A 26,006-nucleotide genomic window follows, 5' to 3' on the forward strand; every position below is an offset into this window, starting at 1 on the left:
ATATTTGTCCACATGGTCTAATTACACAACCACATCCAAAAATCATGCATCAAACTTGTGAAATCTTCGAGTTTCTTCGTCGCATAATGTGCAGCAGCAAAAATACTCATAGAGTCTGAGCACTTACTAACTCAGCCTCCGCCCGAGCCGCTTCTCGACTCGTAGAGGAGAGTTATATCACTATTGCGCTGAATTTCTCTGCCTCACAGCCTCATACATCACAACGCTCGCCGCGACTGCAATATTGAGCGAATTGATCTTGCCCATCATAGGAATTCGCACCACTGCATCAGCCATCCGGCGGACCGTATCGGATATGCCGGTATGCTCATTACCTACCACTATCACCGTGGGCTTTGTAAAATCGACAGACGTATACGGCGTATCCGTATTCGCCGAGGTCCCGATCACCTGTAGCCCGCGCTCATGGGCATGCTCAATAATCTTTTCTGAGTTGTGATGAACACAAAGCGGCACGGTAAAAACCGCCCCCCTGGAACCGCGAACCACCCGGCGGCTGAAGGGGTCGGTAGTATCGGCTGCAAGAATGACTCCGCTTATGCCTGCAGCATCTGTCGAGCGAAGCAGCATGCCCAGGTTGTCGGCATTCTCGCAGTTTTCTACCATCTGGACCAGCGGGCGCTCGCCTGCAAACACATCCGTCAGCCCGACCACCCTTCTCTCAACGATTGCAAGACACTCGGGTGTGGGCTTTGCGTCGAGAATTTTCGCCAGCAGACCCTCAGTGCACTGATACGAATCCACACCGGCTGCAGCCGCTCTCTCGATCAGAGCTTGAGAGTCGGGGGTTGCCGAGTATTTATCGGCGAATATTACGGATTCGACTCGCCCGCCATAGTCAAAAGCCCGTCTGACCAGTTCCTCCCCCTCTGCAAAGAAGAGGGCATGGCGCCTGCGTCCATCCTCGCCGACCAGTTCGCGCAGCAGTTTTATGATGGGGTCTTTTTGTCCTGATATCTTATACATTTGTAGGTAGTCTAGCTTTGCATCAAGCATAATGTCAAGCCGCATCAGGTGATTGGCCGGGCCTAACGCACGAGTTACAAAAATGTGAACGCCTGATAGGTGACGATCTCCGAATCGTCACCTTAATGCCGAATTGGGGTCTCCGAACCCCGTAACCCTTGCTGGAATAGCCGAATTCGGAGATCCGGCACTGGTTCTCGGGTAAGGATTCGGAGATCCTTACCCATCATACGAGTGATGTATTTGAACATCGTCATAAAACGTTCATTCGTGCGTTCGCCCTGGGTGATTAGCATACATCCCTTATTAAGGCTGAACAAACCTGCGTCGTTCCCGCGAAATCCAGAGACCCGTCTTTAGTCGGAGTGCAGGTTTCTGGATTCCCAGTCAAGCTGGTAATAGTTGCAAACTCTATCTTGCGCCCTGAGTGATATAATAACGTGAGCGCTTGATCCAAAGAGAGGGAGACAAAAATGCCCGTAATCACATTTAATGGTAAGGCCCTAACAAAAGAGCAAAAGGCTCAATTAGCCCAGGAGTTTACCGAAACCGCCGCAAAGGTGACCGGTATCCGCAAAGAGGCGTTTGTGGTGCTGATCCGCGAATATGATCGTGAGAATATCGGCGTAGGCGGAGTTCTTCTGGCGGATAAACAGTAGTTATTATGTGTGGCGGTTTCATAATCGCCACATGCCCTAATATATTTCGTTGCTTCATTAGCGCACTGTCTTTCGGCATCCACAAGCCCCACTGCCGAAGCCGCCGAACGCACTAACTAACCACAAGTGACTGAGGTTCCCAATCAATGCAATCTATGTTGGTGATCGTGAGGTATTCTGGAAGCTTAGGCGCAGATTGTATCATTGATTCCTCGCAAGAGCTACTGGTGATTATCGTAGACTATAATGGTTAATCAAGGTTAGTTTTGAACTGAAATTTCTATATCAGAAAAAGCGTGCAGCCACATTTGTGATGTGATATACTCTCTTGTGGAGGGGCTTATGGAGCAGTGGCTTATAAAACTCTACGAACAGCCTAAGTTCGTTATTGAGTGTTCAGATAACCTTGAGTTTATGCGATTCGTAGCAAACGAGAGCATGAAACTTATCGTTACTTCTCCACCTTACAATATTGGTAAAGCATATGAGAAAAAGAAGAGTTTAGACAATTATCTTGCCTCACAAGCACGGGTAATATCAGAATGTGTACGGATTATGCATCCCCAAGGTTCAATCTGTTGGCAAGTAGGAAACCATATTGCCTCAAATGGTGAAGTTGTTCCTTTAGATATTATTCTTTACCCGCTGTTCAAGAATCACGGTCTCGTTCTCAGGAATAGAATTATCTGGCATTTTGAACATGGGCTACATTGTTCTAAGAGATTGTCTGGTCGCTATGAAACAATACTCTGGTTTACCAAAGGTGATGATTATACATTCAACCTAGATCCTATAAGAGTTCCATCAAAATATCCAAGCAAAAAATATTTCAAGGGACCTAATGCCGGTAAATTGTCGTGTAATCCACTTGGTAAAAATCCTGGAGATGTATGGATAATCCCAAATGTTAAGGCTAATCATGTGGAGAAAACAATCCACCCTTGTCAATTTCCTGTTGAGCTCATTGAACGCTTAGTCTTGTCCATGACTAATGAAGGCGATGCAATATTTGATCCATATATGGGCGTTGGTTCATCTATCGTTGCAGCAGTGATGCATAATAGAGTTGGGTATGGCTGTGATAACGTGCAAGAATATGTGGATATAGCCAAGCAACGTGTGGACGACTTATTAGAAGGAACACTCCGGACGCGCCCGATGGGAAAACCCATTTATGATCCGAATTTACCGGGTGGTGGTCAAATATGAGAATCGTAGAAATGTATTCGCACCTAAATGGCTATGAGCATATATTGGTGCATAAACCCAACATTTGGTCTGAACTAGAAACGGTGATCACTTCTATCGAATGCGAGTCTTGCCGTACAAAAGTATCAAAAGAACGCACAATGGCAGGCAAGTTACTCTACAGTCCTGTTGATATGAATCGTTGTTTCGCAAAGGCTTTGAACAGCTTTCAATGGCTTGAATCTCGAACTTCATATTGGGTAACCTCAGATCAGCAGTTGATCAGAAAAACGATGGGGCTTAATGCGGATGAGCAAAGGCAAGCCATTATCAATGCAGGCGGTAAGCCAATTTTCTCGTATAATCAAACTGATTTCGTTAAAGACAGGATCGCTGTAGAGGTGCAGTTTGGTAAATATGCTTTTGTAGCGTATGATCTTTTCGTCAAGCACATGGCATTCTTTGTTGGCGATTTAATAGATGTAGGAATCGAAATATTGCCAATGAAAGAGCTTCAATCTGAAATGTCGTCTGGCGTTGCATACTATGAAGGTGAGCTATATAACCTTATCCGACAAGGACGTGGTGTTCCTGCTGTACCTCTCGTTATGCTAGGCATTGCACAATAGTAATTTTTTATGCTGCGGGAATGCCGCTAGCCAGATAACCTCGAAATCCAAGTCAATCGTTAATTCCCGCAGCTTGCTCTATATGACGCAGGTGAATAGCTGCGCGAACTTACGTTGAGCTTTCTGATTGCTCAGCCGTTCGTTGCTTCGTGCAGCAGTCAATGACGTACTATTCTGCAACATCCGCCAACCCCGCTGCCGAAACCTCCGAACGCACCAACCCGTCAAATTCCATCACCCAACACCGAACACCCACCATCCATTCACAACCAGTGAACAACATTTAACCAAAATACCATGGTCCGTTAACCACATTTTGGCCGACTTGTCGTCTTATAATTATGAGAGTACTTTTTCCTCAACCACTTCCACCACAAAAAGCAGACGTAATCAGCCCTCCGCGGCTTTAGACCGTCAACTGTCAACCATTAACCAATTTGAAAAGGAGGAACCCATGCTAAACCCATCTCAGCACCAAAAAATCGCGCGCAAATGCACCCGTGTCCTTGCCCAGGTGATCGACGATTTCCCCAGCCTGCTCGCCCAGTCCGAGGTAGAGGTCGCAGCCGAAATCGTAGCCGGTATCATCAAGACCCAGCTCACCCTGCCGGCGCCCGAGGTCGATCCGTCAGAAGCTCTTGCCGAGATTATCAAACGCGCAGAAATGGATGATGAGGAGGACTAAATATGGCCACAGGACCAAGAACAGAAGAGGGAAAGAAGAGAAGCTCTCTTAATGCTATGAAACACGGCCTCACCGCCCAGTCCGCACATGCCCTGGAAAGGCTTGCCGAAGAGCTTTACGTCAACTCCTGCGAGATTCATGAGCGCATGCGTCTTCACTATCAACCCGAGGATGCGTTGGAAGAAGAACTGGTCAAGCGTGTCGCCGACTGCCTGTGCAGGCTGGAGCGCGCGCGAGCAATGGAAAACCGTGTGATGTGCCGCCAGATCGACCCGCTCCGGCCCACCGCGTCATATGAGCGCATAGCCCGCTATGAGCGCTCAATCGATGTCCATCTATACCGTGCAATCGCGGCTCTGGAGAGGAAAAAAGCAGCATTGCATAAAAAAACAGCCAAAACGAACTCCCCACGCTCAATTTTTTAGATTTCAAGCTCAGTTCGTTTTGGCCTAAATGCAAAAACTGGGTCAAGGCTCCCCGCCCCAACCCAGTCGCAATAATACCGGCCTATCCGGCTGTTTAGTCCTTTTTGATGTATTTCTTCTTTGTCTTGTTGAAGCCTTGGCTGGCCTTTTTCTCGTCATAGAGCCACTGGTCCGACTTGCCGCGGGTGTGGAAGGCGTGATATGAGCTCAGGATCGACGCGACCAGGAGCCTCGAGCACCGTTTCACTATGTTGACCTCGTTGACCAGGCGCGGGAAGTCCATCCCCTGCTTGCCGAGTATCTCGACTATCACGTCGAAGACGGGCATGTCTGTGCTCTCGAACCTTGCCTTCAGGTCAAGCAGTTCCAAGGAGCGGTTGGTGTCTATTCCCAGCACCGTGTCGGACTCTTCCTGGCGTCTGAAGCGGTATTCGCCCGGCTTGGCAGTCTTTTCGATAGTAAAGACAGCGCCTGAGACCTCAGTGATCTCTTTGTAGAAATCCTTGAGTCCGTAGATCAGGCGGGTCGTGTTGTTCACATAGCAGGTTTTGCGCTTGCCCTCGTCGATCAGCACGATGGGGATGATCTCAGGCTCAGTGCCGAAGAAGTCCGGGTTGATCTGGCAGAGCGGGAATGTCCCCGCGATCTTGTGATGATATTTGAGCACGCATCTCTGAGACTCACCGCTGGGCTGATACATCGTGCGAGCCGGGTCCTCATCGGTCACGTCCTCGACCAGAGGGTCGTAAATAGCCGATTTCAGGTTGCCGTCGAAGCCGTCCTCTTCCAGCATCTGGTCATATACGTCGCCTTCGGGGGTCTCAAACGGCACCGAAGCAGGCACAACCAGTGAGGTCGGAACTTCCTTGACCTCGTCCGGGAAGACCTCGACCTTGCCCCAGCGTGTGCCGCCGAGCCACATGATCCGCTCCTCGTCCTTAAGGGCATCTTTGAGGCTCTCCAGAGCGCCTGCATAGGCAGAATCCTCCGGTCCGACTTCCAGGACCGCATCCAGCAGTTCCTCGGCTGAGGCGCTGCCGTTCTTGATGATCATAGCGATGACCTCTTCTTTGTCGGTGTCGGTAACACTGACAGGGCCCTCGGCCTCTTCCTCTTCAGCCTCCATAGGCAGTTTGGAGAGCTCCTCGGCAACCTCGGCCAGGGTCTTGGTAAAGTCCTTTTCAGCCGACGCAGGGTATATTTTCTGATCCGAAAGGACCAGCACCCGTTCATCGGCGAGCACCGCGCAGTAGAAGTCTACCGCGTCAAAGTCCTCGGCAAGCTCGCGCCAGGCAAGCAGCGCCATTATCTTGAACGGGACCGGTTCCTTGCAGTCTTTGGCAATCGCAGCGGCAGCATCGGCGAGCTTGTCTATGTCCCATTTCGCCGCCGGGCACAGCTCGGTAAAGTGATCCACCTGCTCCTGAGAGAGAAAGCTGTCAAAGACCACGTCGTCCTCATCATCGGATGTGACATTCAGCAGCCATGACGCCAGGCCGTATTTGTTGTCTCCTGCCGCAAAAAACTTCTCCTTGTCCGTGAGTATCCTGGGCAGAGCCTGCTCATAGTGCTCAGCCGACTGGCTGTAGATCTGGGAAAGCTCCTGTGCCAGGACCTCCAGCGAGACCGGCACTCCGGCGGACTGCACGACCTCAGCAAGGACTCGCTCGAAGGGTCTGTGCACGTCGCCGTAACGCGATGCCGCCGCCCACCGCCTGTCAACCGTCTCGAAGCGGCTGCTCTGAGCCATTACGTCGCGCATAAGGCGCATGGTCACACCCTCGACCTCGACTCCTTTCATAACCTGCCTGAGCTTACCGGCCTGGCTCTTACCGAGCAGGCTTAGATAGGCCTTGTCCGCGAGAAAACGCCTGGCGCTCTCCCGCGCAATATCCGCTTTATTCAGCGTGGTTGCTGATTCGTTCACTATCATTTCCTCCGTCTTATGTAAGTCACAACTTCACAAAAACTAATTCTCGTCAAGCATAGTCTTGATAGTATGCTTGAGAGAGGGCAGTTCTTTCTCAATGATCTGCCACACATAGGGTATGTCTATTCCGAGATAATCATGCACTATTACGTTGCGAAACCCGGATATCCGTCTCCAGTCAATTTCAGTGTATCTCAATTTCAATCTGTCGGACAACCGCTGGGTGGACTCAGCCATAGTCTGAAGATTACGAATAACAGCATCTTGTATGAGGGGTGAACCCAAAAACTCATCTCGCCCACCCGACACATAATCTTCTATGCGGCTTATGCACTCACTGATGTGAATCAGATACAGCCGATCGTCTTTCATAAGGCTACGGCCTCTTGCAAGACACGGTCACGAATGTACCAGTGAAGAGAACCCTCAGTCACGACATCTACCCTGCGACCTAGGATCTCTTGCAAGTCGATAAGCAGGCCGCCCAGGTCGAAAAGGCTCCTGTCTGGCTCTAGGTCAACAAGCACGTCAACGTCACTCTCAGGCCCGGCTTCACCTTTTGCAACCGAACCGAATATGCGAACATTGCTGGCTCCGTGCGCTGCTGCAGCCCGCAGAATATCATCACGTCTGGCTTCTATCTCTTTATCAGAAATCATTTTTCCAACCCAACAAGGTCATATTCACTTGCTTCAGTTATCTCTACGTTTATAAACTCGCCCGGCTGAGCGGACCCGCCGCGAATATATACCAGGCCGTCGATCTCGGGCGCATCACGGTAACTTCGTCCGAAGGCTCCCTCGTCCGTCCTGCCTTCGATCAGGACTTCCAGCTTCTTGCCGATAAATGAGTGGTTCTTTTCAAATGATATGTCCTGCTGCAGCTCCATCAGACGCTTGACCCGGGCAGCCGCCACTTTCCGGCCCACCCTAGGCTTCATCGAGTAGGCAGGAGTGCCCTCTTCGCGCGAGTAAGCAAAGACACCCACTCTGTCGAACTGAATTCTTTTTACAAACTCTATCAGACTCTCGAAGGCCTCGTCGGTCTCGCCGGGGAATCCGGCTATAAATGTGCTCCGCAGAGCCATATCGGGAATTCTTTCCCGTAATTGGTCGATTACTTTCAGATACTGCTCGACGCTGCCCCTGCGGTTCATCGCGCGAAGGATGCCGTCGTCGCCATGCTGGAGAGGCATGTCCATATATTTGACCACCTTTTCGCACGACGCAATTGTCTCGATCAGCTCAGGCGTCACCTTGGTCGGGTAACAGTAGAGCAGGCGCACCCAGTGCAGGCCGTCCACATTATTTAATTGTTCAAGCAGACCGGGCAGAGAGTTGGGTTTGCCCATATCTGCGCCATACTGCGTTAAATCCTGGCCGACGAGCACGACTTCCTTAACGCCGTTTTGCGCCAGCCTGTTTGCTTCTTCTATTATATACTGCTCCGGCCTGCTGCGAAAACTACCCCGTATATCCGGGATGGCGCAGTATGCGCAGCGGTTGTCGCAGCCGTCCGAAACTTTAAGATATGCCGTCCACGGCGGGGTCGACTGCACCCTTGGCGTATGCTCGCACCACTGGCTCGTCGGCTCGGACTCATCCACCAGCTTTTTGCCTGCAAGCGCTCTCTCTATTGTCTCGACAATCTTTCCCGCATGGCTTACCCCGAGAAACGCGTCGACCTCCGGCATCTGTGCGGCAAGCTCCGACGCGTATCTCTGCGAAAGGCAGCCCATCACTATGACGGCCTTGCAGACACCCGAATCTTTATACTCCAACGCATCCAGGATCGCCTCAATAGACTCCTCGCGAGCGCTCTCGATAAAGCCGCAGGTATTGACCATTATCACGTCCGCGCGGCCCTGATCGATTATTATTTCATGCCCTGCCTGGGCAACCTCCCCAAGCGCTCCCTCAGAATCTACCAGATTCTTAGGGCAGCCGAGACTTACTAAACTTACTTTTGCCAAATCACTTAATTCCTTACTGACCTGTGATGCGTAGCGGCAGAGTTAACACAGGCAAGTTGGTCCTGGCTGTCATCGAACTCACGAATTCACGGAAGAACGGCCAGGTATGTACCGCCAAATTCATATCTTTGAATATATCGAAAAATTCATTACCAACAAGCTCTTTTGAACTGAATGAAAGAAGATAGGAAGCTTCCAGCTCAAATATTACCTTATCGCCATCAAGCAGACCCGTAAGCTTATAACTGTGTAATGCATTAAAGCTATTGTCGCTCGGATTAAGTAACGTAGCTTCTTCCCCATATACTGCTTTGATCAACTCTCCATGTGGATAGTGTGACGGCCTATTCATCCTACAGGACTCAAGCTCCAAACTGCGAAGCTTGATAGTTGAAAGGATTCTCCTATAGTCATCCGGTGAAAGCTTATATCCCCGTGTCTTTTTATGCTGCTGTGAGGTATTCATCTTTTCCAAGCATTTCCTCGTATTCTTGACCTGCGACCATTATTCTCTCATTGATTCTAGTGAGATCGTATTCGGGCTTGGGACTAACAGCAAAGTCTAAAGTGTGCCCCAACTCATGAAATACAGTCACGGCTGTTTTGATAGTCATATTATGATCCCCGCTCAGCATTTTTCCTACCCAAGCGCGAGACCTTCCCAGCTTCTGAGCCAACTGAGAGTTGTTTAGCCCTTGCTCCTGCATAATATCATATATGCAGTCGGTCAGTCTGCCGATGGTCTTTGCCACTTGATAACTGGCACGGGACGGCGCACTTCTGATCTCTTCATTGATCTGATCTATACTCATTTTGCACCTTTTTCTTTGCTGTCTATCAACCATGCTAATCTATAATTGTCGGCTCTCTCGTAATGCCGGTTATCCTTGTTGCTTGCTTCACTGCTTGTCTTTTTCCAACATTCGGCAATAATGCATTTGTTACCATCAAAAAAGCAAGCAAGGCGATAACCAAGTGAGTTCTTAAACTCATAGAGGTCCTTGAACGAGCCATGCAAACGCTTGAATGAACTCGGGTTCATGTTATCTTTGCCGCGAATGGCAAGCACCCGAAACCGGTCGTAGAAAACGTCACGGGCATCTTGTGGAACAATGCCAAAAAATCCGCAACAGGCACACCATTGCTGTCACAGACGAAATAGAAATCATATTTCGAAGCCAGAGGTTCCTCCGGCAACACTATTTGTTCCAGTTTCACAGTCATTGTAAACCTATATGTTTACACAGTCATCTTACCCTAGTAGAGCGATATTGTCAACAATATTTTCACAGCAATTTTTACTTCCTCAGTCTTCTTCTTCATCCGGCTCGATTATCTCCGCCGGAGGAACGTCTTCATCATACTCGTCATCTTCCGATATGTCGTCGCTGCGCATGCCTATCGGGCCGCCGAGGAGAGACTCCAGATCGGCCTTGGTGACAAGCACCTGGCGAGGCTTGGCTCCGTCGAGCGGGCCAACTATCCCCTGCTGCTCCATTACATCCACTATCCTCGCCGCGCGTGTGTAGCCTATCTTGAACTTGCGCTGAAGCATAGAAGTCGAGCAGTATCCTGTGTTGACAATAAACCTTACGGACGGCTCAAAGAACTCGTCGCTGAACGAGTCGTCGCCATCACCGCCGCTGCCGCCTGCGCCGGACGGTCCCATCGCAGGCTGCAGAGTATAGTTAGGCTTACGCTGAGCCTTGAGGAAACCGCAGAGGGCGTCTATTTCCTTATCCGAGACGAAGCAGCCCTGGATTCTGGTCGGCTTGGATGCGTCTATCGGCAAAAACAGCATGTCGCCGCGTCCGATCAGCCTCTCTGCGCCCTTCTGATCGAGAATGGTGCGGCTGTCGTGATGGCTCGACACTGCAAATGCGACCCTGGACGAGATATTCGCCTTGATAATGCCCGTGATGACATCCACTGACGGGCGCTGCGTCGCGATCACCAAATGTATGCCGGTCGCGCGTGCGAGTTGGGCGATGCGGGTTATAGAGCCCTCGACCTCAGCGGCGGCCTGCATCATCAGGTCGGCGAGTTCATCGACCACAACAACCATATACGGCAGGCGCTCCTCCTGGTTCATCTTCTCGTTGTATGACTCGAGATTGCGCGAACCGTTTCGGGAAAAAACCTCGTAGCGCCTCTCCATTTCCTGCACCACTGCTCTGAATATCCCAGCCGCCTGCTTTACATCTTTTACGACAGGGCAAGCGAGGTGCGGGATGCCGTCAAAGAGGCTCAACTCCACACGCTTCGGGTCGATAAGGACCAGTTTAAGCTCGTCAGGAGTGGCTCTGAAGAGCAGGCTGGCGATCAGAGTGCTCAAACCAACGCTCTTACCGGCGTTGGTCGCGCCGCCGATGAGCATGTGCGGCATCTTAGTCAGATCGGCGACTCTCGGGTGACCTGCGACATCTTTACCCAGAGCGAAGGTGAGTTTACCTGGAGCATCGCGAAATGCCTTGCTCTCGACAATATCTCGAAGCACGACCATGCCCCGGTTCTTGTTCGGGACCTCGACGCCGATTGCAGCTTTGCCCGGAATGGGAGCCTCGACGCGGACATCAATTGCCGCAAGCTGCATTGCCAGGTTATCGGCCAGGCCTACGATCTTGTTTACTTTTATACCGGGCGCAAGGCGGATCTCATATCGGGCGACTGTCGGTCCGCATGCGATCTCGACTACGTTTGCCTGCACCTTAAACTCTTCGAGTGTGCGCTCGATTATCTCTATATTAGCTTTAAGCTCACTTTCGACCCTCGGCGGCGGAGGTGGAGGTTCCACTAAAAGGGTGGTCGGAGGTAGTTGAAACTCACCGTACTCGACCGGCTCCGGCACAGGTGTCGGCGGCGGTTTGTGCGATCCGCCGTTCTTGGTAGAGCGGTCCTGATTGAACAGGGAGCCGTTTATCTTGACCGGAATATGATCAGGCTCGTTAACTACTGCGCCTGCCGCGGCTTCTTCCTTGTCATTGCCCTTGCCGAAAATGCTCGACAGTGTCCTCTTTCGGCTCTCGGAAACAACTTGGGTATCCTTGGCGTCCACCTTGACCGGCTTGGCGGCAGCTTTCTCTGCGGCTGCTTCTTTATAGTCAAGATACGCCTGCTGCAATCTCTCCAGCAGGTTTGAAAGCGGGATATCCACGATGAACATCACCGCAGCTATCGCAAAGAAAACCAGGAATATATAGCTGATTATATTTCCTGTGAACTTGCGCAGCACAACCGCAAGCAAATCACCCAGATACCCGCCCCAAAGCACATGCATAAAGTTAGTAAACGGGTGCCTGCTGTATTCGATGAGTGTGCTAAGAGAAGCCCACGCAATTATTACAAGAAAGATAGTAGAACTGCCGATAATGACTCTTCGCGGAATAAGTTCCAGTGGGCCAGCTATAAGCATTGCTCCCAAGAGTATCAGCAGCAAAGGTATCAAGTATGCGCCCAGACCGACGGTCACCTTGAGCGCGGCGGTGATATACAGCCCGAATATACCGCTGGAGTTTTCGGTACAGAGTGCCACAAGCGTGGCAATGCCGAGCACGATAAGAGCAAACCCGAATACGTCGAACAATACTATCGGGTTGCTCTGTCTCTTGACCGTCTTTCTGGTGGTGGCTCGTTTGGTTGTCCGCCTGCGTGTCGGGCTGGATCGTGTTTTCCGCACTGTAAAGTGTGCCTTTCCGGTGTCCTTAATGCGGCATGGCACCGCTTAAAACCCAGAGTATTATACGCAATCAGCGCCGCCGTGGTCAAACAACACAAGCGCAGAAGAGACTTTTGCTTGAGAGAGTGCCTCTACGTATGGTAAAATGCCTAGGGAACAGGAGGTTTGCGGACGTGATTATCACTCAAACGCCCCTAAGGATCAGTTTTGCGGGTGGCGGAACCGATTTCAAAGGCTTCTATGACAAAGAATACGGATCAATCGTCTCTACTGCAATAGACAAATATATCTATGTTATAGTTAAAGAGAGATTTGACGATCTGATCCGTGTAGGTTATACGCGCACCGAGATGGTCGGCGATGTAAGCGAGATACAGCACGAACTGGTCCGCGAAACCATGAAAATGGTGGGGGTAAACAGCGGGATCGAGGTCGCGACGATGGCCGATATCCCGTCCGAAGGCTCGGGGCTGGGCTCGTCAAGCACGGTAACCGTCGGACTGCTAAATGCGCTGTATGCATACAAGGGCGAGACAGTGACTGCCGAAACTCTTGCGCGACAGGCATGCGAGATTGAGATCAATATCCTCGGCAAGCCGATAGGCAAGCAGGACCAGTATATAGCCGCATACGGCGGGCTGAGACATTTCAAGTTCTACCCGAAAGAAGAAGTAGAAGTGACCGGCATAGACTTGGATGAAGGCACGCGTCAGCGCCTGTGCGAGAGCCTGCTGCTCTTCTATACCGGAACCACCAGGAAATCATCGGACGTATTGACTGAGCAGAAGAGTAATATAGTAAACAAGATGGCTCTGCTTACGCAAATGAGAGATCAGGCTGATGACCTTGCCAGACATCTCAAACATGGAGCTATAGCATCACTTGGACAGACGCTGCGCGACGGATGGATAAAAAAGAAGCAGCTCGCAACAGGGGTATCCAATCCTCAGATTGACGAATTCTATGACTTTGCAATGTCGGCGGGCGCCCTGGGCGGCAAAATAACCGGAGCGGGGGGAGGCGGATTCTTCCTGGTGTGCGCTCCGCCTGAAAACCGGGCAGCAGTGCGCAAAAAACTTGCTCATCTGCGTGAACTGCCGATAAACTTGTCCCGCGACGGGTCAAAAGTCATCTTCAACGTTAAAAGATAGGAGCATGAAATGTCCGCGATAACCGACTATCTGGACCTGGTAAATAAAGCTATCTATGATCTGCCGGAAGATTCTATCCGGGATGTTATCGATACTCTTAAGAATGCTTATGCCGAGGGCAGGCAGGTTTTCATACTCGGCAACGGCGGCAGCGCCGCGACAGCAAGTCATGTGGCAGAAGACCTGCAAAAAGGAATTAAAGAGTGCACTGGTAGACGGTTTAAGGTCATCTCACTCACGGACTGCACGCCTCTTATATGCGCATGGGCTAATGACAATGGCTACGATTGCATATTTGCCGAGCAATTGGACAGCTTCCTCGACCCGGGCGACGTGGTGATAGCTATCAGCGGAAGTGGAAACTCACCAAATGTGATAAAGGCAGTCGAAAAAGCAAATGAAATGGGCGCGATCACATTTGGATGGACCGGGTTCTCCGGTGGCAAGCTCGCACAGACAGCACAGAAGTCGATTATAGTAAACAGCGACAACATGCAGCGCATTGAAGACGTTCACCTCATTATCGGGCATATGATATTCACATGCATGATGCATGAGCTTTCGATTTAGTATTTTGTATTTTATATTTGGTCGTGGGGTTAATTAGTGCTGTGTGGCGCCCTCACCCCAACCCTCTCCCCCAGGAGAGGGAGCTACTATGAGGTTGTTGAGAGAATTTATGAAGGTTGTTTTTCTGGACAGGGACGGGGTAATAAACGAAGACAGGGACGATTACGTCAAGAACCTCGATGAACTAAAGGTCTTTCCATTCGCGCCTGAAGCTATTAAAAAACTCAATGATGCCGGTTTTGAAGTGCATATAATATCAAACCAGCAGGGAGTGGCGAAGGGTCTGATCCGGGAAGACGATCTTGCTGCCATACAGACCGAGATAACCAGGCAGGTCGAGGCCGCAGGCGGCAGGATAACCAGCTTTTCTTACTGCAAACACATGGCCTCCGAGAAATGCGCATGCAGGAAACCTAATGCAGGCATGCTGATGGCCGCCGCGTCAGACTACAATATCGACCTCAAAAAATCATTTATGATCGGCGACAGCGAAAAGGACATCGGGGCAGGCAAGGCTGCTGGGTGCCGAACTATATTGGTACTGAGCGGAATGAACACTGTGGAGTCCGCCAAAAAGCTCGCTTGCCAACCGGACTACATAGCGAACAACCTTGGCGATGCAGTCAATTATGTGATTGGGTTGAATGTATAAAAGCGGATTCCTCGCTGCGCTAGGTCAATCGCCCAGAAAAGATTTTGCGTATCTCTCCTGGTTCTCACGGTAAAAATCACGGCCATGGCAGTCGTTGATTACGATCAGGGGCAGGTCCTTCACTTCCAGCTTGCGTATGGCTTCGCAGCCGAGGTCTTCGTAAGCGATAACCTCACATGAAACCACACGCTTTGCAAGCATTGCTGCTGCTCCGCCTGTCGCGGCGAAGTAGACGGCTTTATTTGCCGCGATTGCATCGATAACGCTCTGATCTCGCTGGCCCTTGCCGATCATCCCTTTGAGGCCAGCCTTGAGGAGTTCGGGAGTAAATGAGTCCATTCTGCCGGATGTGGTTGGCCCAGCCGAACCGATTACATGGCCGGGCTTGGCCGGTGTCGGTCCGACATAGTATATGACCTGGTCTTTTATATCGAACGGCAAAGGCTTACCCTGCCTAAGAAGCTCAATAAGGCGGGCATGGGCTGCATCGCGCGCGGTGTAGACGGTGCCCGAGAGGAGAACATGATCGCCTGCATGGAGCTGCTCGATTACATCGTCTGTCAGAGGTGTCGTCAGGCGGATTGCGTTCATCAGAGCACAATCTCCTTGTGCCGCGCGGCGTGGCACTGGATCGTAATAGCAACAGGCAGGCTGGCTATATGGCATGGGTAAGACTCTACATGCACAGCCAGAGCAGTCACTCTGCCGCCCAGGCCGGACGGTCCCACACCTGTTCGATTAACAGCCTCAAGCAGATCACTCTCGATCCCGGCGTCTATCGGGTTTTGACTCGGCTCACCTACTTTGCGCAGGATGGCTTTTTTTGAGAGCAGTGCAGCTTTCTCAATTGTGCCGCCGAGGCCGACGCCGACAATAATTGGCGGACAGGGACTCGATCCCGCGCTGCGGACAGTATCGACCACGAATTTTCTGACGCCGTTGAGTCCCTCGGCAGGCTTGAGCACTCGCGCAATGCTCATGTTCTCGCTTCCGCCGCCCTTGGGGGCTATTATGATGCGCAGGCCATCGCCGGGAACTATCTGAGTATGGATAACTGCGGGGGTGTTGTCGGAAGTATTGACCCGGTCCAGAGGATGACGGACAATCGACTTGCGCAGATAGCCCTCTTCATAACCCCGGCGCACACCTTCGTTTATGGCGTCATACATATAGCCGCCGACTATATGCGCATCCTGCCCCAGCTCAACAAAAACAAGCGTGAGGCCAGTGTCCTGACAGATCGGAACGCGCTCGGTTCTGGCGATCTCAGCGTTTTCGACAATCTCATCGATTACAGTCTTGCCGGCAGGAGATTCTTCTATATCCCAGGCGTGCTTCAGCGAGTCGAGAACATCGTCCGGCAGGACAAAACATGCCTCGATACAGGCTTCCTTGACTTGTTTAGTTATCTCTTGCGCGTTAATTTCTTTCATAAGCCATCGGTCGAAGCATTTGCGGCAAAATTCCATAGAAAGACCGCATTAGCACACAGGCTGATTATTTTGCGCTTTGCATCATTTGAGGGCAAATGCTTCGACCCTACAATACAATCAGTCTATATCTTTCCCATAAACGCCGTTTCTTGTCAGGTTGATATCAGGCAGAGAGCGAGGTCTGGAAACCAGGGGGCTCTGCGCCGGATGTATCTGCTTAGTCGGCACGAATTTGACGTGATTGTCCGCAAACAGAGAGTTGCGCGCACCGCTCCAGGGGTCGTTTCCCGATTCGGGGCCGTCATACCAGCCGACTTTGGTATTTGCACTGTGCAGTGTCCAATACTCGGCCACCATGATCTTCTTGGAGGCAAACTTGACCAGCGATGCCTTAATAGTCGAACAGGGCAGCTTCGGATTTGTGGCGCTGTATTTGGTGCGCAGATAATTCCCATCTGCCACCGAATCGACCTGCTCTGGAGTCATATAAAATGCAGCCGAATAAGCGTATGACGTACCCGCGTATATGCCTGATGGAGTCGGGTCGGCGGGGCAGGCAAGGATCATCTGCCTGGTCCCTTCCGAACCGGCAGCCCTGCTTATGCCTACATACCGGCGCATTGTCTCACGCCAGTAATAGCCCGACCACAGATACTGATTGTCGGTGTTTGGATAGGAGCTATCGTAATCAGACAGGTAAGCATTAAACGCCCGGCCTATCTGGGACAAATTTGACTGGCATGCCGAGCGCACCGCTGATTTCTTTGCATTGACACAGACCGGAGCCATGATCGCCGCAAGAACTGCAATGACGCCTATAACGACAAGCAGCTCGATGAGCGAAAAGCCACGTAATCTTCTCACTTGAACTTGCCTTCTTCGCGAAGTCTGAAGTACTCATAGGCAAGCCATGTGCTGGATATGTTAATTGAAGTCGCGAACTTCTCGAACATTCTGGCAAGTGCGCGCTTGTGCGCATCATCTGATTCATCGGTATAATTGAACTTTACTACGGCCTCATGGACTATTCCAAGCCCCCATCTGATGAACTTGGCGCGGTTTTGCGCGAACTGCCTCTGCTGGAGTTTGGCGTATCCTCTGGTGATCTTCTCGGTGACTTCTTCCCAGGCCTGAGCTATCTGGCGATCCCGAGCATGCTGAGCGCTGACTGTCTCGGCGGTGGCTTCGCGCGCCTGGTAAAGTCTTTTCTGATTCTCATAGTCCGCAAGAGTGGTGCCGTCAATGGTCTTAAGGCGGACTTTCTTCTTCAATACCTCGCTTATCGACTGCTCGATTATAGCAAGATACTGCGCACTGCGAAGGTGACCGGCCATCGGAGCATCGGCGTTGCTGAACCCCAGTATAAACTGGCCGTCCTCGACTGTTATGCCGACCGCCTTCTCCAGCGCTATGTACAACGTCGGGGCGATGACTTTGTCCTTAACCCTCTCCTGCGCTACTTTCCATACGTTAATTGCTTCTTGTTGTGTTATTTCTCCCATTGCAGTCTTTCCGTTTTTCTAACTTCTAATAAAACGTCTGTGTACGGATGACAAACAAACAGTTCACACCCAGACGTTTTCCTAATTGAAACAAGTAGGCAACCCCAGGGCGAACGCATCTTAAGAAATGTGTCTCCGCTTTGTTCGGGCAGATTTAAAATCTGCGCCGAAAAGGGCCAAATGGCATCTCTGATGCCACTACCTAACACTTATGTGCAGGCTTAGTGGTTAACGGTATCTCAAATCCCGAGATTGCCCCAAAGGGGCCAGATTGCAAATCTGCCCCAACAGAGAGGTTCACATCCAGACGTTTCCTAATCGAAACAAGTAGGCTGCCCCTACTAGGGGCTCGATAAGATGTGAACCACGTTATGAGCATAAACGGCATTTGCCGTAATATCCGATACCGGTTTAGCAAATATGGCCAGAGTGAGCGTCAGAATAAGCATTATCACAATAGCCGCATTAACAGCCGAACCACCCACAATCTTGATCTCTTCCTTGGCAGGCATAAAGAACATCAGCCGCACCACATTCAGGTAATAATACGCTGAAATGACGCTATTGACAACGCCCAAAATCGCCAGGACAATCATCTCGGGGCTGCCGACATTGATCGCGCTTCCAAATACAAAGAGCTTGCCGAGGAAGCCTGCCGTGGGCGGCACGCCCGCAAGCGATACCAGAAATATTGCCAAAGCCGATGCATAAAAAGGCGCATGTTTCATCAGACCGGCATAGCTTTCAATCGCGTCAGAACGCAGGCGCTTGCCTACAGCAACCACTACCGCGAATGCGCCAAGGTTCATGAACAGATATGCCATTACATATATCAGCACACCCTGTATATCCATAGGCGAACCGCCTATCACATCCGCTCGCACGGATGCATTCGGCACACCAAGAGCCGATCCGCCCCGGTTAAATGTATGCATGGCGGCCAGCACGCCGACCATCATATACCCGACCTGGGCAATGCTCGAATACGCCAGCATTCGCTTGATATTGCGCTGCCAGATGGCTACCAGGTTGCCGTAGAACATGCTCAAAGTCGTGAGCACTACCAGAATCCAATACCAACTCAATGAAATCGGATTCGACGGGGTTGCAACCACTGTAATGAAGCGTATAATCACAGCCAACCCTGCGGACTTGCTTACAACTGAGAGAAACGCAGTGACCGGAGTAGGCGCGCCTTCATAAGTGTCGGGGGCCCAGAAGTGGAACGGCACCAGAGCAAGCTTGAACCCCATGCCCACAAGGGTGAACATGACAGCTACCCAGCCCGCGCCTGTAAAGGCCACCTTGTCGGAAGAAAAGCCTGCCGCTATCGCGCTCAGAGAAGTGTTGCCGCCTGTTATACCAAACAGGATAGACATTCCGTAGAGCATTATAGCCGAGCACGCCGCGCCATACAGGAAATACTTGAGCCCGGCTTCGGCTGAGCGCCTGTCCGACTTGGCAAACGCTGCCAGCACATAACTCGACAAGCTCAAGAACTCGATACTAAGATATATCGCGATTAGATCGGAAGCCGCAGCAGCGAGGCACACGGCGACTGTGGCGAACATCAGTAGCGAGTAGTATTCGGCCTTGTGTATCTGGTGCTCACCGAAGTGGCCGAGTGAGATCAGCATTACGATCAGAGTCCCAGCTATAGCCACGAACGAGAGTATCGCAGCAAACGGATCGACTGTAAGCTGGGCATGACCGCCGGCAGTCACAAACAGCCCCACTGCGGGAAAATCAGTAAGGACGCCGTTGATCGCTCCCTGCGATGTCTTACTGACAAGCCCCAGCGAAAACCAGATCACTGCACCCGAAAGTACCAGACCGAAAAAGGTAAGCACCGGAGCCGCATACTGAGTCGGAAACCAGTGGTCCAGACCCTTATCGGGCCGCTTGGACGCGAAAACACCCAGCAGCAACACGATAATTGCTGAGGCGGTGAGCCATATGGCTGGTGATATTAGTATTATATTGCCTATTTGCATAACGTTATCAGTTATAAAGAGCTTTCATTAATTATTTGTTGTATCTGATTACGCAAAAGTGGGGCATCCATTGTAGCCGCATCCCAAACACGATCCCAATCGACCGCAAAATACGCGTGAACTGCAAAATTTCTAAATGCCACTATGTCACTCCATTCTATTTTCGAATGGCATTCACTAGTCTGCTGAGAAACATGCGCAGCAGCTTCGCCAATCACAAGAAGCTTCTGAAGAACAGCGCTTTGCACCAAATTGCTGCTTGCGAAAGTCTCCGGCTGCAATCCGGCAATAAAATCGGCTATATCATCTGCAGCCTCAACAATATCCTGAAGATAAAGCAGTTCATCACGCCGCATATATCACCATGGAACTATCCAAGACAGGTTTTCTAATTCTCCTCTTAAGACCACCTTTTGGAACAAGGTCAACATTACGATCAAGAAGACCAGATAATTCACGGGCAAGCGCAGCCATTCCAAGAAAACCGATATGCGCGTCCGATTCAAACTCGACTAAAACATCAATATCACTGTCGGGCCTGAAATCCTCACGCAAAACTGACCCGAATAGCGCAAGCTCTTTGACCCGGTATTTCTTGCACAGTTCTTTTATGGCTTCTATCGGTATACTTATTTGGAATTGATCCATTTTGGTTGCTCCGTGTAACCCTAACACTTAATGCAGCACACCTATAATGGCCCTAGACGCATTGCTGAAGAACGCCATCACCGGGCCTGGAATTACACCGAAGAAGAGTGTTAAGGCCATCAGAGGAGCCACGCTTACGATCTCGCGGCCGTCCGCGTCCGGCATCTTGTCCCACTTCGGATTGAGCGGGCCAAGCAGCACTCGCTGGAGCATCCAGAGCATATATGCCGCCGTCACTACAATTCCGATCAGTGCAAGCCCCGCCAGCAGTGGACTGGCTGCGTATGCGCCGGTGAGGACCGAGAGTTCGGCGATGAAGCCCGTCATACCCGGCAAGCCGAGTGACGCAAAGCTGCAGAACGAAAGCATTCCGGCATATATGGGCACTTTAGCGCCCAAACCCCCGAATGCGCCCAGATCCCTGGTGTGCGCGCGCTCATAGACGACACCCACCAGAAGGAAGAGTGCGCCCGTTATCAAACCGTGGCTGAAGTTTTGCATCTGAGCGCCGTTTAACGCGGACTGTCTTGTGACGAAAGTCCCCAGTCCGCTCGCCGCAACAGCGCAGCCCAATGTCACGTAACCCATATGGCTTACGGACGAGTAAGCGATCAGCTTCTTGAGGTCTTTCTGAGCCATGGCTACAAATGCGCCGTAGATAATCCCGATGACCGACAAAACTGCTATTACCCACCAAAAACGAGCGAACTGCCCTGGCATCATAGGAAGCATAACTCTAATAAAACCGTAAGTTCCCATCTTAAGCAGGACACCGGCAAGGATAACCGAACCTGCAGTCGGAGCCTCAACGTGAGCATCCGGCAGCCATGTATGGAACGGGAACATCGGGACCTTTACGGCAAAACCGAGGAACAGCCCCCAGAATACCAGCGCGGCCATACCTACCGGCACCGCGTCGCCATTTGCCATTGCCTGCTGAGCCATCGCCAGCATGCTGAACGTGTGGCCACCGCCCGGCGCGCTCGTATGGAAATACATCGCCAGGATCGAAAGGAGCATAGCCATACTGCCGACCATCGTGTATAAGAAGAACTTGATAGCGGCGTATTCTCTGTGCGGGCCGCCCCATATGCCGATCAGGAAATACATCGGGACCAGCGAGACTTCCCAAAACACAAAGAAGAGCACGAAGTCCATCGACGTAAAGACACCCAGCATACCCGTCTCAAGGAGCAGGAACATCCAGAAATATTCCTTGGGACGGACCTCGATGAAGTGCGAATAGATAAGGCTCAGGGTCGTCAGCAGAGTCGTCAGGAATATGAGAGGCACACTCAGACCGTCCACACCCATCGCAAAGTTCACGCCGATGCTCGATATCCACGGCACGTTAATGCCGAACTGTAACCCGTTCGGGAACTGCATCCCGCTGTGCTTGTACGCAAACCAGAGCCAGACCGACATGATCAGAGGAATAATACTGATCAGGATCGACAGCCCCTTGATCGCGTTGGGCTTCTCCTTGGGAATAAACATTATGAGCACCGCTCCAACTAGCGGCAGAAATGTAATTAATGGAAGAATCCAGTGATTGGTGGAACCCATGATACCTCCGAGTGATGGCCGAATACGGCCGCAACCAAAGCAACCACGCTCATCAGCGCGATCGATACAACCAATAGAAAGACATACTGCTCTGCGACGCCGGTCTGAATGTAGCGCAGCCCGCGCCCGAGTGTGCCTGTTATCCAGCCCGTCAGGTTGACCAGGCCGTCCACGATATTCTTATCGCACCAGTTCCAGACACTGGATACGACAAGCGAGAGATAGCCGACGCCGTTTACTATTACGTAGTCGATTATCCACTTATCGAACCAGAACAGGAAAGCCGCGACAAGCATAATCCCACGAATGATCGTGGCGTGATATATCTCGTCGATGTAGTATTTGTTGGCAACTATCTTAGCGAGCCAGCCGAATGCAGGCTCCAGCTTTTCAATCTTGATGACATGCCACTTCCAGATCATGGTGGCAAGCAGTATCCCCAGCAGAGCGGCGCATGTTCCGATCAAAAAGACCGGAGTAAAGAAACCGCTCGTCATATGAGCGCCTTCCAGTGCGCTTTCGAGAACAGTCTCATAATGATGGCCGAGGACCGGCATCATGGAGTGCTCAAAAGCGTTCTTAAACGGTGTGCCTACATATCCGGCGAAAACCGCCAGAGTCGCCAGGATCACCAGAGGCACGAGCATCACCTTGGGGCTTTCGTGCGCATGTATCTCGTGGTTTTTAGGCTCACCGTGGAAAGTCATATAGATAAGGCGGAACATATAAAAGCTTGTTACAAATGCTCCCAGTGCGCCCGCCCAGAACACGATCTTATTGGTATGGAATGCGACTGTTAATATCTCTTCCTTGCTCCAGCCTCCGGCTGTCACAAACGGTATTCCGCAAAGAGACAGGGTCGCGATTAGGAACGTCCAGTAAGTCCAGGGCATCTTCTTTTTGAGGCCGCCCATCTCGCGCATATCCTGCGTGCCCGTGCCGTGGATCACACTGCCTGAGCCGAGGAAGAGCTGCGCCTTGAAGAAAGCATGCGTCATCAAATGGAAGATCGCGGCGACATAGCCGAACACGCCCAGAGCCATTATCATATATCCGAGCTGGCTCACCGTAGAGTAGGCAAGGACCTTCTTGATGTCGTTTTGAGCTATGCCTATAGATGCAGCAAAGAGGGCAGTAAACGCCCCGATATATGCGACTGTGTGCAGCGCAATTCCGCTGGTGTCGGTAAGATATACCGGATACATCCTGGCGACCAGGTATACGCCCGCCGCAACCATCGTGGCGGCGTGGATCAGGGCTGAGACCGGTGTCGGGCCCTCCATGGCGTCCGGCAGCCACACATGCAATGGGAACTGCGCCGATTTGCCCACTGCTCCGCAGAAGAGCAGCAGCCCCGCAAGACCTGCAAGAGGAATCATCCATGGTCCGATATGAACCAGAACCTTGAGCTTATCCAGGTTCTCAAAGACTCCGTTTGAGCCGAAGAGATTGAACGAGCCGGTCTTGATAAAGAGCAGCATCATGCCCGCCATAAACCCGACATCGCCGACCCTGGTGACCAAGAAAGCCTTCTTGGCAGCGCGCATGGCCGAGGGTTTCTCGAACCAGAACCCGATCAGCAGATAACTCGTCAGACCGACAAGCTCCCACGCCATAAACATCAGCAGGATATTATTTGCGATCACGAGCGTGAGCATCGCAGCCGAGAAGAGCGAGACATACGCGAAATATCGCGGGTAGCGCTTGTCGCCGTGCATATAGCCGATGGAATAGATCATTACCATCGAGGCGACAACCGTCACGACCAGCAGCATCACACATGTGAGCGCGTCCACGGAAAAACCCATGTCGATATTTATATTACCGGCGGGCATCCAGGGGATGGTCACGCTCAGCGGGCCGTCATGCACTCCGCCCAGCAGCCACTTCGCAGCCACCATAACAGCCATCACGAAAGATGCGAGCATGCCTGCGATTGCGACATACGCACCCTGGCCGGGAAGCTTTTTGCCGAACGTAAGAATGAGCGCGAAGGCGACAACCGGCAATACGGGTATCAGCCATGTGTATTCAATCATGCGCTGCGCTCCGGTTTTCGAGTTGCGTGTTTTGAGTTATGAGTTATGAGTTTTGAGTTATTCATAAAGTTAAGTCAATGCACTTTCTGCTTGGACTTTATATTTCCAACAAGACGAAAACAAAATGTGTCCGAGTTATCGTTCTTGACTCCAATGTCTTTTCTCACAGCCAATATAAGGCGATTTAGCATAAGGTCATGCTCAGATGTATTAGCCTTAAAATAATATCCCATTAATGCATCAACAACGTACTGTGGTGCAACCAGCCCAATAGTATTTACTGCATGTGACAGCCTGATGGTCGCTTCGACATCTTGATTATCAACAGCAAGGCCAGATATTGCAGAGAAAAGCTCCGTGTAATGCTCCAGCTTGCGTTTACGCCAGTCAGCTTCGATCTCTTTCTTCCTGGTCAGATAGTACGTTATGGTTGGAACGGCAACACCGACAAGGACACTCCCAATAACTGTAAGTGCCGAGTTTTGCATAGCTCACGCCACCTTGTAAATTGCAGGACGATACTTCGGCCTCGGTATTGGCTTGCTCTTAGCGCGTGCTGCTTCCATCCAGGCATCCTTGGCTGTTTGCACTTCCGCCAGGGCCTCTTCAGGGGTCTTACCGAAAGCCGAACATGCCCGAAGATCAGGAATATCGGCGATATAACCGTCATCCTCTTCACTATAGAAAATGTTTATATGATAATCTTTCATATCATGACTTTCGCGTTTTCGCTCTTTCGGGCTTTCGCGATTAATTGCATCCGCCTGTAGCCCCGCTACTTGCAAAATGACAGGATGCGATTACTACCCCAACACCTGTAAATCATCTATATTCTTCTGATGCTCGACCAAGTCCACAATAGGTGAACTCGATGCGATCAGCATTGCCAGCCCCACGATTCGATGATAGCTGAAAAGCCACACATCGAAAGACGGCGGAAGCAGTATCAGCAGGCTTCCTATACCGACAAGCCACGGTTTTCGCCTGTGCCGGCACATGATCGACCACAAAACTATAGGCACGGCCAGCACATAATGATGCTCCCAAACCAATGGCGAGAGAACCAATGCAAGAGCCAGTATATCCATACAATGTCCGGTAAACCGGATAGTCTCGGCCGGAGCCGTCTCACATGCATCAGCACTCTTGACGCATGCCGCAAAAGACTTCTCTCGTTTTACAGCTCTTACTGCGACATATATGATAGCGACAATTGCCAAAATACGCCAGAGAACCATTGCAACGGCATAAGCATTGTGAAAACTCGGACCGACAGAAAAAAACCAGGCCGACTTTGTAATAATGCCATACAGGCTGTTGTCGCGATAGACGGAAGCCAGCGGAAACCCGTTCGGGAAACCCTGCGAGAACTCATAATACCATCGCCATACATCAAATCGCCCGCCGAGACTTCCATCCAGCGCAATAATTGCCAGAAGTGCAACTGCAAAAGCTGCCAATGTGCGCCAGCGCCGGGTTACAGCCGCAGGCGCCAAGATCGCCACAGGATATAGCTTAATGCACGCGCCTAATGCGAGCATCACCCCTGCAAACCAGGGCCGCTTGCCGCCCATGGCGAGCACATACAATATCGCCACCAGCATTAACAGGTTCGCCTGGTTCCACCTAAGTGCCCGGATCAAAGGAATATTGAACACAAACACTGCCGCTACAAGCAGCATCGGCAAAACCCCTCTGCCGCCCAGCGCCTTTACGAACCTCATACTCAGCAAATACGCCGCGATTGCCAGAAAAAACTGGGCGCACTGCCAGAGATAAAATATATACGACCAGACTTGCGCATCAGTCGTTTTTACGCCGAATGTATGCGCAGACCCAACCAGGACCCTATAAGCACCCGCTATACTCTCCGCAAGGACCGGCGGATACAAATAGCCTGTGCCGAAATATGGATCTCGGCCATGCAGGATTGCATCTGCGGCATTAGTATAGCAATCATAGTCGCAGGACTTGTATGTGTACTCACTTACAAGCATCGCGATATGCCCAAAAACAAGCACAAACAGTACTACCGATACAATGCCGATAAGACCGGCGGACCTGCGTCTCTGGAACTCGACATAAGCAACAACAGCCAGCGCAGCCATGGAACAAAAGCCGAACATCTCAAATACCCGAGAAGATGTCTCCCATGAACTGCCGATGCTCGGCAGCCCGCTCGACACCATCAGAGGCGGCAACAATACCATACACGCCGCAAGGATACCATACAGCGCCCATGTCTTCCAACCATATACACAGTTGTCGTTGATAATATTATCCATTCGGTTCATTGGAAC

28 protein-coding genes are annotated in these 26,006 nt (G+C 51.2%); 8 read left to right on the plus strand and 20 right to left on the minus strand.

Annotated elements, in window-relative coordinates; genetic code table 11:
- Positions 1-180 precede the first annotated feature (180 nt).
- The gene (locus tag ABFD83_06005) at positions 181-1,017 is read right to left on the minus strand and encodes an RNA methyltransferase (protein MEN6356622.1); all 837 of its coding nucleotides are present in this window, start codon (positions 1,015-1,017) and stop codon (positions 181-183) included.
- Positions 1,018-1,460: 443 nt separating this feature from the next.
- Here ABFD83_06005 and dmpI point away from each other — a divergent pair, with 443 nt between their 5' ends.
- The 5 genes from dmpI (at position 1,461) to ABFD83_06030 (ending at position 4,573) form a co-directional block, all read left to right on the plus strand.
- Positions 1,461-1,646 (plus strand): 4-oxalocrotonate tautomerase DmpI, encoded by a 186-nt coding sequence (dmpI, locus tag ABFD83_06010; GenBank protein ID MEN6356623.1) that lies wholly within the window; start codon positions 1,461-1,463, stop codon positions 1,644-1,646.
- A 342-nt stretch (positions 1,647-1,988) separates the two neighbouring features.
- On the plus strand, positions 1,989-2,855 hold the full coding sequence (locus ABFD83_06015) for a site-specific DNA-methyltransferase (protein ID MEN6356624.1): 867 nt from the start codon (positions 1,989-1,991) through the stop codon (positions 2,853-2,855).
- Entirely contained in the window at positions 2,852-3,463 is a 612-nt protein-coding gene (locus ABFD83_06020; GenBank protein MEN6356625.1) for a BglII/BstYI family type II restriction endonuclease, read from the plus strand. Before ABFD83_06015 ends, ABFD83_06020 begins: the two co-directional genes overlap by 4 nt.
- A gap of 454 nt (positions 3,464-3,917) precedes the next feature.
- Positions 3,918-4,148 (plus strand): hypothetical protein, encoded by a 231-nt coding sequence (locus tag ABFD83_06025; protein ID MEN6356626.1) that lies wholly within the window; start codon positions 3,918-3,920, stop codon positions 4,146-4,148.
- 2 nt (positions 4,149-4,150) lie between these two features.
- The gene (locus tag ABFD83_06030) at positions 4,151-4,573 is read left to right on the plus strand and encodes a hypothetical protein (protein ID MEN6356627.1); all 423 of its coding nucleotides are present in this window, start codon (positions 4,151-4,153) and stop codon (positions 4,571-4,573) included.
- 94 nt (positions 4,574-4,667) lie between these two features.
- Here the strand turns inward: ABFD83_06030 and ABFD83_06035 are convergent, their stop codons facing one another.
- The 7 genes from ABFD83_06035 to ABFD83_06065 form a co-directional block, all read right to left on the minus strand.
- The gene (locus tag ABFD83_06035; protein MEN6356628.1) at positions 4,668-6,500 is read right to left on the minus strand and encodes a hypothetical protein; all 1,833 of its coding nucleotides are present in this window, start codon (positions 6,498-6,500) and stop codon (positions 4,668-4,670) included.
- A gap of 42 nt (positions 6,501-6,542) precedes the next feature.
- Positions 6,543-6,875: a DUF86 domain-containing protein gene (locus ABFD83_06040; protein ID MEN6356629.1), complete on the minus strand. Its 333-nt coding sequence runs from the start codon at positions 6,873-6,875 to the stop codon at positions 6,543-6,545.
- A complete protein-coding gene (locus tag ABFD83_06045; GenBank protein MEN6356630.1) occupies positions 6,872-7,162 on the minus strand; it encodes a nucleotidyltransferase family protein in 291 nt (96 codons plus the stop codon). The genes ABFD83_06040 and ABFD83_06045 overlap by 4 nt, the downstream gene beginning before the upstream one ends.
- Positions 7,159-8,475: a 30S ribosomal protein S12 methylthiotransferase RimO gene (gene rimO / locus ABFD83_06050; GenBank protein MEN6356631.1), complete on the minus strand. Its 1,317-nt coding sequence runs from the start codon at positions 8,473-8,475 to the stop codon at positions 7,159-7,161. Before rimO ends, ABFD83_06045 begins: the two co-directional genes overlap by 4 nt.
- A gap of 13 nt (positions 8,476-8,488) precedes the next feature.
- Entirely contained in the window at positions 8,489-8,794 is a 306-nt protein-coding gene (locus ABFD83_06055) for a hypothetical protein (GenBank protein ID MEN6356632.1), read from the minus strand.
- Positions 8,795-8,918: 124 nt separating this feature from the next.
- Entirely contained in the window at positions 8,919-9,287 is a 369-nt protein-coding gene (locus ABFD83_06060; GenBank protein MEN6356633.1) for a helix-turn-helix transcriptional regulator, read from the minus strand.
- A gap of 494 nt (positions 9,288-9,781) precedes the next feature.
- Complete coding sequence (locus tag ABFD83_06065) at positions 9,782-12,151, minus strand: DNA translocase FtsK 4TM domain-containing protein (GenBank protein ID MEN6356634.1); 2,370 nt, start codon at positions 12,149-12,151, stop codon at positions 9,782-9,784.
- 173 nt (positions 12,152-12,324) lie between these two features.
- Here ABFD83_06065 and ABFD83_06070 point away from each other — a divergent pair, with 173 nt between their 5' ends.
- The 3 genes from ABFD83_06070 to gmhB all read left to right on the plus strand — a co-directional run bounded on the left by ABFD83_06070 (position 12,325) and on the right by gmhB (position 14,524).
- Positions 12,325-13,302: a GHMP kinase gene (locus ABFD83_06070; protein MEN6356635.1), complete on the plus strand. Its 978-nt coding sequence runs from the start codon at positions 12,325-12,327 to the stop codon at positions 13,300-13,302.
- Between the two features lie 9 nt (positions 13,303-13,311).
- Entirely contained in the window at positions 13,312-13,872 is a 561-nt protein-coding gene (locus tag ABFD83_06075; GenBank protein ID MEN6356636.1) for an SIS domain-containing protein, read from the plus strand.
- A gap of 109 nt (positions 13,873-13,981) precedes the next feature.
- Positions 13,982-14,524 carry a D-glycero-beta-D-manno-heptose 1,7-bisphosphate 7-phosphatase gene (gene gmhB, locus ABFD83_06080; GenBank protein MEN6356637.1) on the plus strand — a complete coding sequence of 181 codons (543 nt, stop codon included), beginning with the start codon at positions 13,982-13,984 and terminating at the stop codon, positions 14,522-14,524.
- A gap of 24 nt (positions 14,525-14,548) precedes the next feature.
- On the opposite strand, the gene ABFD83_06085 is transcribed toward gmhB, so the two are convergent.
- The 12 genes from ABFD83_06085 to ABFD83_06140 all read right to left on the minus strand — a co-directional run bounded on the left by ABFD83_06085 (position 14,549) and on the right by ABFD83_06140 (position 26,000).
- Complete coding sequence (locus ABFD83_06085; GenBank protein MEN6356638.1) at positions 14,549-15,115, minus strand: Fe-S-containing hydro-lyase; 567 nt, start codon at positions 15,113-15,115, stop codon at positions 14,549-14,551.
- Complete coding sequence (locus ABFD83_06090; GenBank protein ID MEN6356639.1) at positions 15,115-15,957, minus strand: fumarate hydratase; 843 nt, start codon at positions 15,955-15,957, stop codon at positions 15,115-15,117. The genes ABFD83_06085 and ABFD83_06090 overlap by 1 nt, the downstream gene beginning before the upstream one ends.
- Positions 15,958-16,074: 117 nt before the next feature.
- Entirely contained in the window at positions 16,075-16,821 is a 747-nt protein-coding gene (locus ABFD83_06095) for a type II secretion system protein (GenBank protein MEN6356640.1), read from the minus strand.
- Complete coding sequence (locus tag ABFD83_06100) at positions 16,818-17,459, minus strand: hypothetical protein (protein ID MEN6356641.1); 642 nt, start codon at positions 17,457-17,459, stop codon at positions 16,818-16,820. Before ABFD83_06100 ends, ABFD83_06095 begins: the two co-directional genes overlap by 4 nt.
- A gap of 341 nt (positions 17,460-17,800) precedes the next feature.
- A complete protein-coding gene (locus tag ABFD83_06105) occupies positions 17,801-19,453 on the minus strand; it encodes an NADH-quinone oxidoreductase subunit N (protein MEN6356642.1) in 1,653 nt (550 codons plus the stop codon).
- An 11-nt stretch (positions 19,454-19,464) separates the two neighbouring features.
- Positions 19,465-19,809 carry a HepT-like ribonuclease domain-containing protein gene (locus ABFD83_06110; GenBank protein ID MEN6356643.1) on the minus strand — a complete coding sequence of 115 codons (345 nt, stop codon included), beginning with the start codon at positions 19,807-19,809 and terminating at the stop codon, positions 19,465-19,467.
- Complete coding sequence (locus tag ABFD83_06115; protein MEN6356644.1) at positions 19,799-20,101, minus strand: nucleotidyltransferase family protein; 303 nt, start codon at positions 20,099-20,101, stop codon at positions 19,799-19,801. Before ABFD83_06115 ends, ABFD83_06110 begins: the two co-directional genes overlap by 11 nt.
- Positions 20,102-20,128: 27 nt before the next feature.
- A complete protein-coding gene (locus tag ABFD83_06120) occupies positions 20,129-21,667 on the minus strand; it encodes an NADH-quinone oxidoreductase subunit M (protein MEN6356645.1) in 1,539 nt (512 codons plus the stop codon).
- On the minus strand, positions 21,634-23,706 hold the full coding sequence (gene nuoL, locus ABFD83_06125; protein MEN6356646.1) for an NADH-quinone oxidoreductase subunit L: 2,073 nt from the start codon (positions 23,704-23,706) through the stop codon (positions 21,634-21,636). The genes ABFD83_06120 and nuoL overlap by 34 nt, the downstream gene beginning before the upstream one ends.
- A gap of 74 nt (positions 23,707-23,780) precedes the next feature.
- Positions 23,781-24,194, minus strand: coding sequence for a hypothetical protein (locus ABFD83_06130; protein ID MEN6356647.1), 414 nt, complete (start codon positions 24,192-24,194; stop codon positions 23,781-23,783).
- A gap of 3 nt (positions 24,195-24,197) precedes the next feature.
- Positions 24,198-24,416, minus strand: coding sequence for a type II toxin-antitoxin system HicB family antitoxin (locus ABFD83_06135; GenBank protein ID MEN6356648.1), 219 nt, complete (start codon positions 24,414-24,416; stop codon positions 24,198-24,200).
- Positions 24,417-24,509: 93 nt separating this feature from the next.
- A complete protein-coding gene (locus ABFD83_06140) occupies positions 24,510-26,000 on the minus strand; it encodes a glycosyltransferase family 87 protein (GenBank protein MEN6356649.1) in 1,491 nt (496 codons plus the stop codon).
- Positions 26,001-26,006 lie beyond the last annotated feature (6 nt).

The sequence above is a fragment of the Armatimonadota bacterium genome (assembly GCA_039679645.1).
Taxonomy (GTDB): Bacteria; Armatimonadota; UBA5829; order UBA5829; family UBA5829; genus UBA5829.

Bases quoted from the DNA above. Each gene is read 5' to 3' on its own strand.
- ABFD83_06005 (MEN6356622.1), bottom strand. From the start codon at position 1,017: ATGCTTGATGCAAAGCTAGACTACCTACAAATGTATAAGATATCAGGA.
- dmpI (MEN6356623.1), top strand. From the start codon at position 1,461: ATGCCCGTAATCACATTTAATGGTAAGGCCCTAACAAAAGAGCAAAAG.
- ABFD83_06015 (MEN6356624.1), top strand. From the start codon at position 1,989: ATGGAGCAGTGGCTTATAAAACTCTACGAACAGCCTAAGTTCGTTATT.
- ABFD83_06020 (MEN6356625.1), top strand. From the start codon at position 2,852: ATGAGAATCGTAGAAATGTATTCGCACCTAAATGGCTATGAGCATATA.
- ABFD83_06025 (MEN6356626.1), top strand. From the start codon at position 3,918: ATGCTAAACCCATCTCAGCACCAAAAAATCGCGCGCAAATGCACCCGT.
- ABFD83_06030 (MEN6356627.1), top strand. From the start codon at position 4,151: ATGGCCACAGGACCAAGAACAGAAGAGGGAAAGAAGAGAAGCTCTCTT.
- ABFD83_06040 (MEN6356629.1), bottom strand. From the start codon at position 6,875: ATGAAAGACGATCGGCTGTATCTGATTCACATCAGTGAGTGCATAAGC.
- ABFD83_06045 (MEN6356630.1), bottom strand. From the start codon at position 7,162: ATGATTTCTGATAAAGAGATAGAAGCCAGACGTGATGATATTCTGCGG.
- ABFD83_06060 (MEN6356633.1), bottom strand. From the start codon at position 9,287: ATGAGTATAGATCAGATCAATGAAGAGATCAGAAGTGCGCCGTCCCGT.
- ABFD83_06075 (MEN6356636.1), top strand. From the start codon at position 13,312: ATGTCCGCGATAACCGACTATCTGGACCTGGTAAATAAAGCTATCTAT.
- gmhB (MEN6356637.1), top strand. From the start codon at position 13,982: ATGAAGGTTGTTTTTCTGGACAGGGACGGGGTAATAAACGAAGACAGG.
- ABFD83_06085 (MEN6356638.1), bottom strand. From the start codon at position 15,115: ATGAACGCAATCCGCCTGACGACACCTCTGACAGACGATGTAATCGAG.
- ABFD83_06090 (MEN6356639.1), bottom strand. From the start codon at position 15,957: ATGAAAGAAATTAACGCGCAAGAGATAACTAAACAAGTCAAGGAAGCC.
- ABFD83_06100 (MEN6356641.1), bottom strand. From the start codon at position 17,459: ATGGGAGAAATAACACAACAAGAAGCAATTAACGTATGGAAAGTAGCG.
- ABFD83_06105 (MEN6356642.1), bottom strand. From the start codon at position 19,453: ATGCAAATAGGCAATATAATACTAATATCACCAGCCATATGGCTCACC.
- ABFD83_06110 (MEN6356643.1), bottom strand. From the start codon at position 19,809: ATGCGGCGTGATGAACTGCTTTATCTTCAGGATATTGTTGAGGCTGCA.
- ABFD83_06115 (MEN6356644.1), bottom strand. From the start codon at position 20,101: ATGGATCAATTCCAAATAAGTATACCGATAGAAGCCATAAAAGAACTG.
- ABFD83_06120 (MEN6356645.1), bottom strand. From the start codon at position 21,667: ATGGGTTCCACCAATCACTGGATTCTTCCATTAATTACATTTCTGCCG.
- nuoL (MEN6356646.1), bottom strand. From the start codon at position 23,706: ATGATTGAATACACATGGCTGATACCCGTATTGCCGGTTGTCGCCTTC.
- ABFD83_06130 (MEN6356647.1), bottom strand. From the start codon at position 24,194: ATGCAAAACTCGGCACTTACAGTTATTGGGAGTGTCCTTGTCGGTGTT.
- ABFD83_06135 (MEN6356648.1), bottom strand. From the start codon at position 24,416: ATGAAAGATTATCATATAAACATTTTCTATAGTGAAGAGGATGACGGT.
- ABFD83_06140 (MEN6356649.1), bottom strand. From the start codon at position 26,000: ATGAACCGAATGGATAATATTATCAACGACAACTGTGTATATGGTTGG.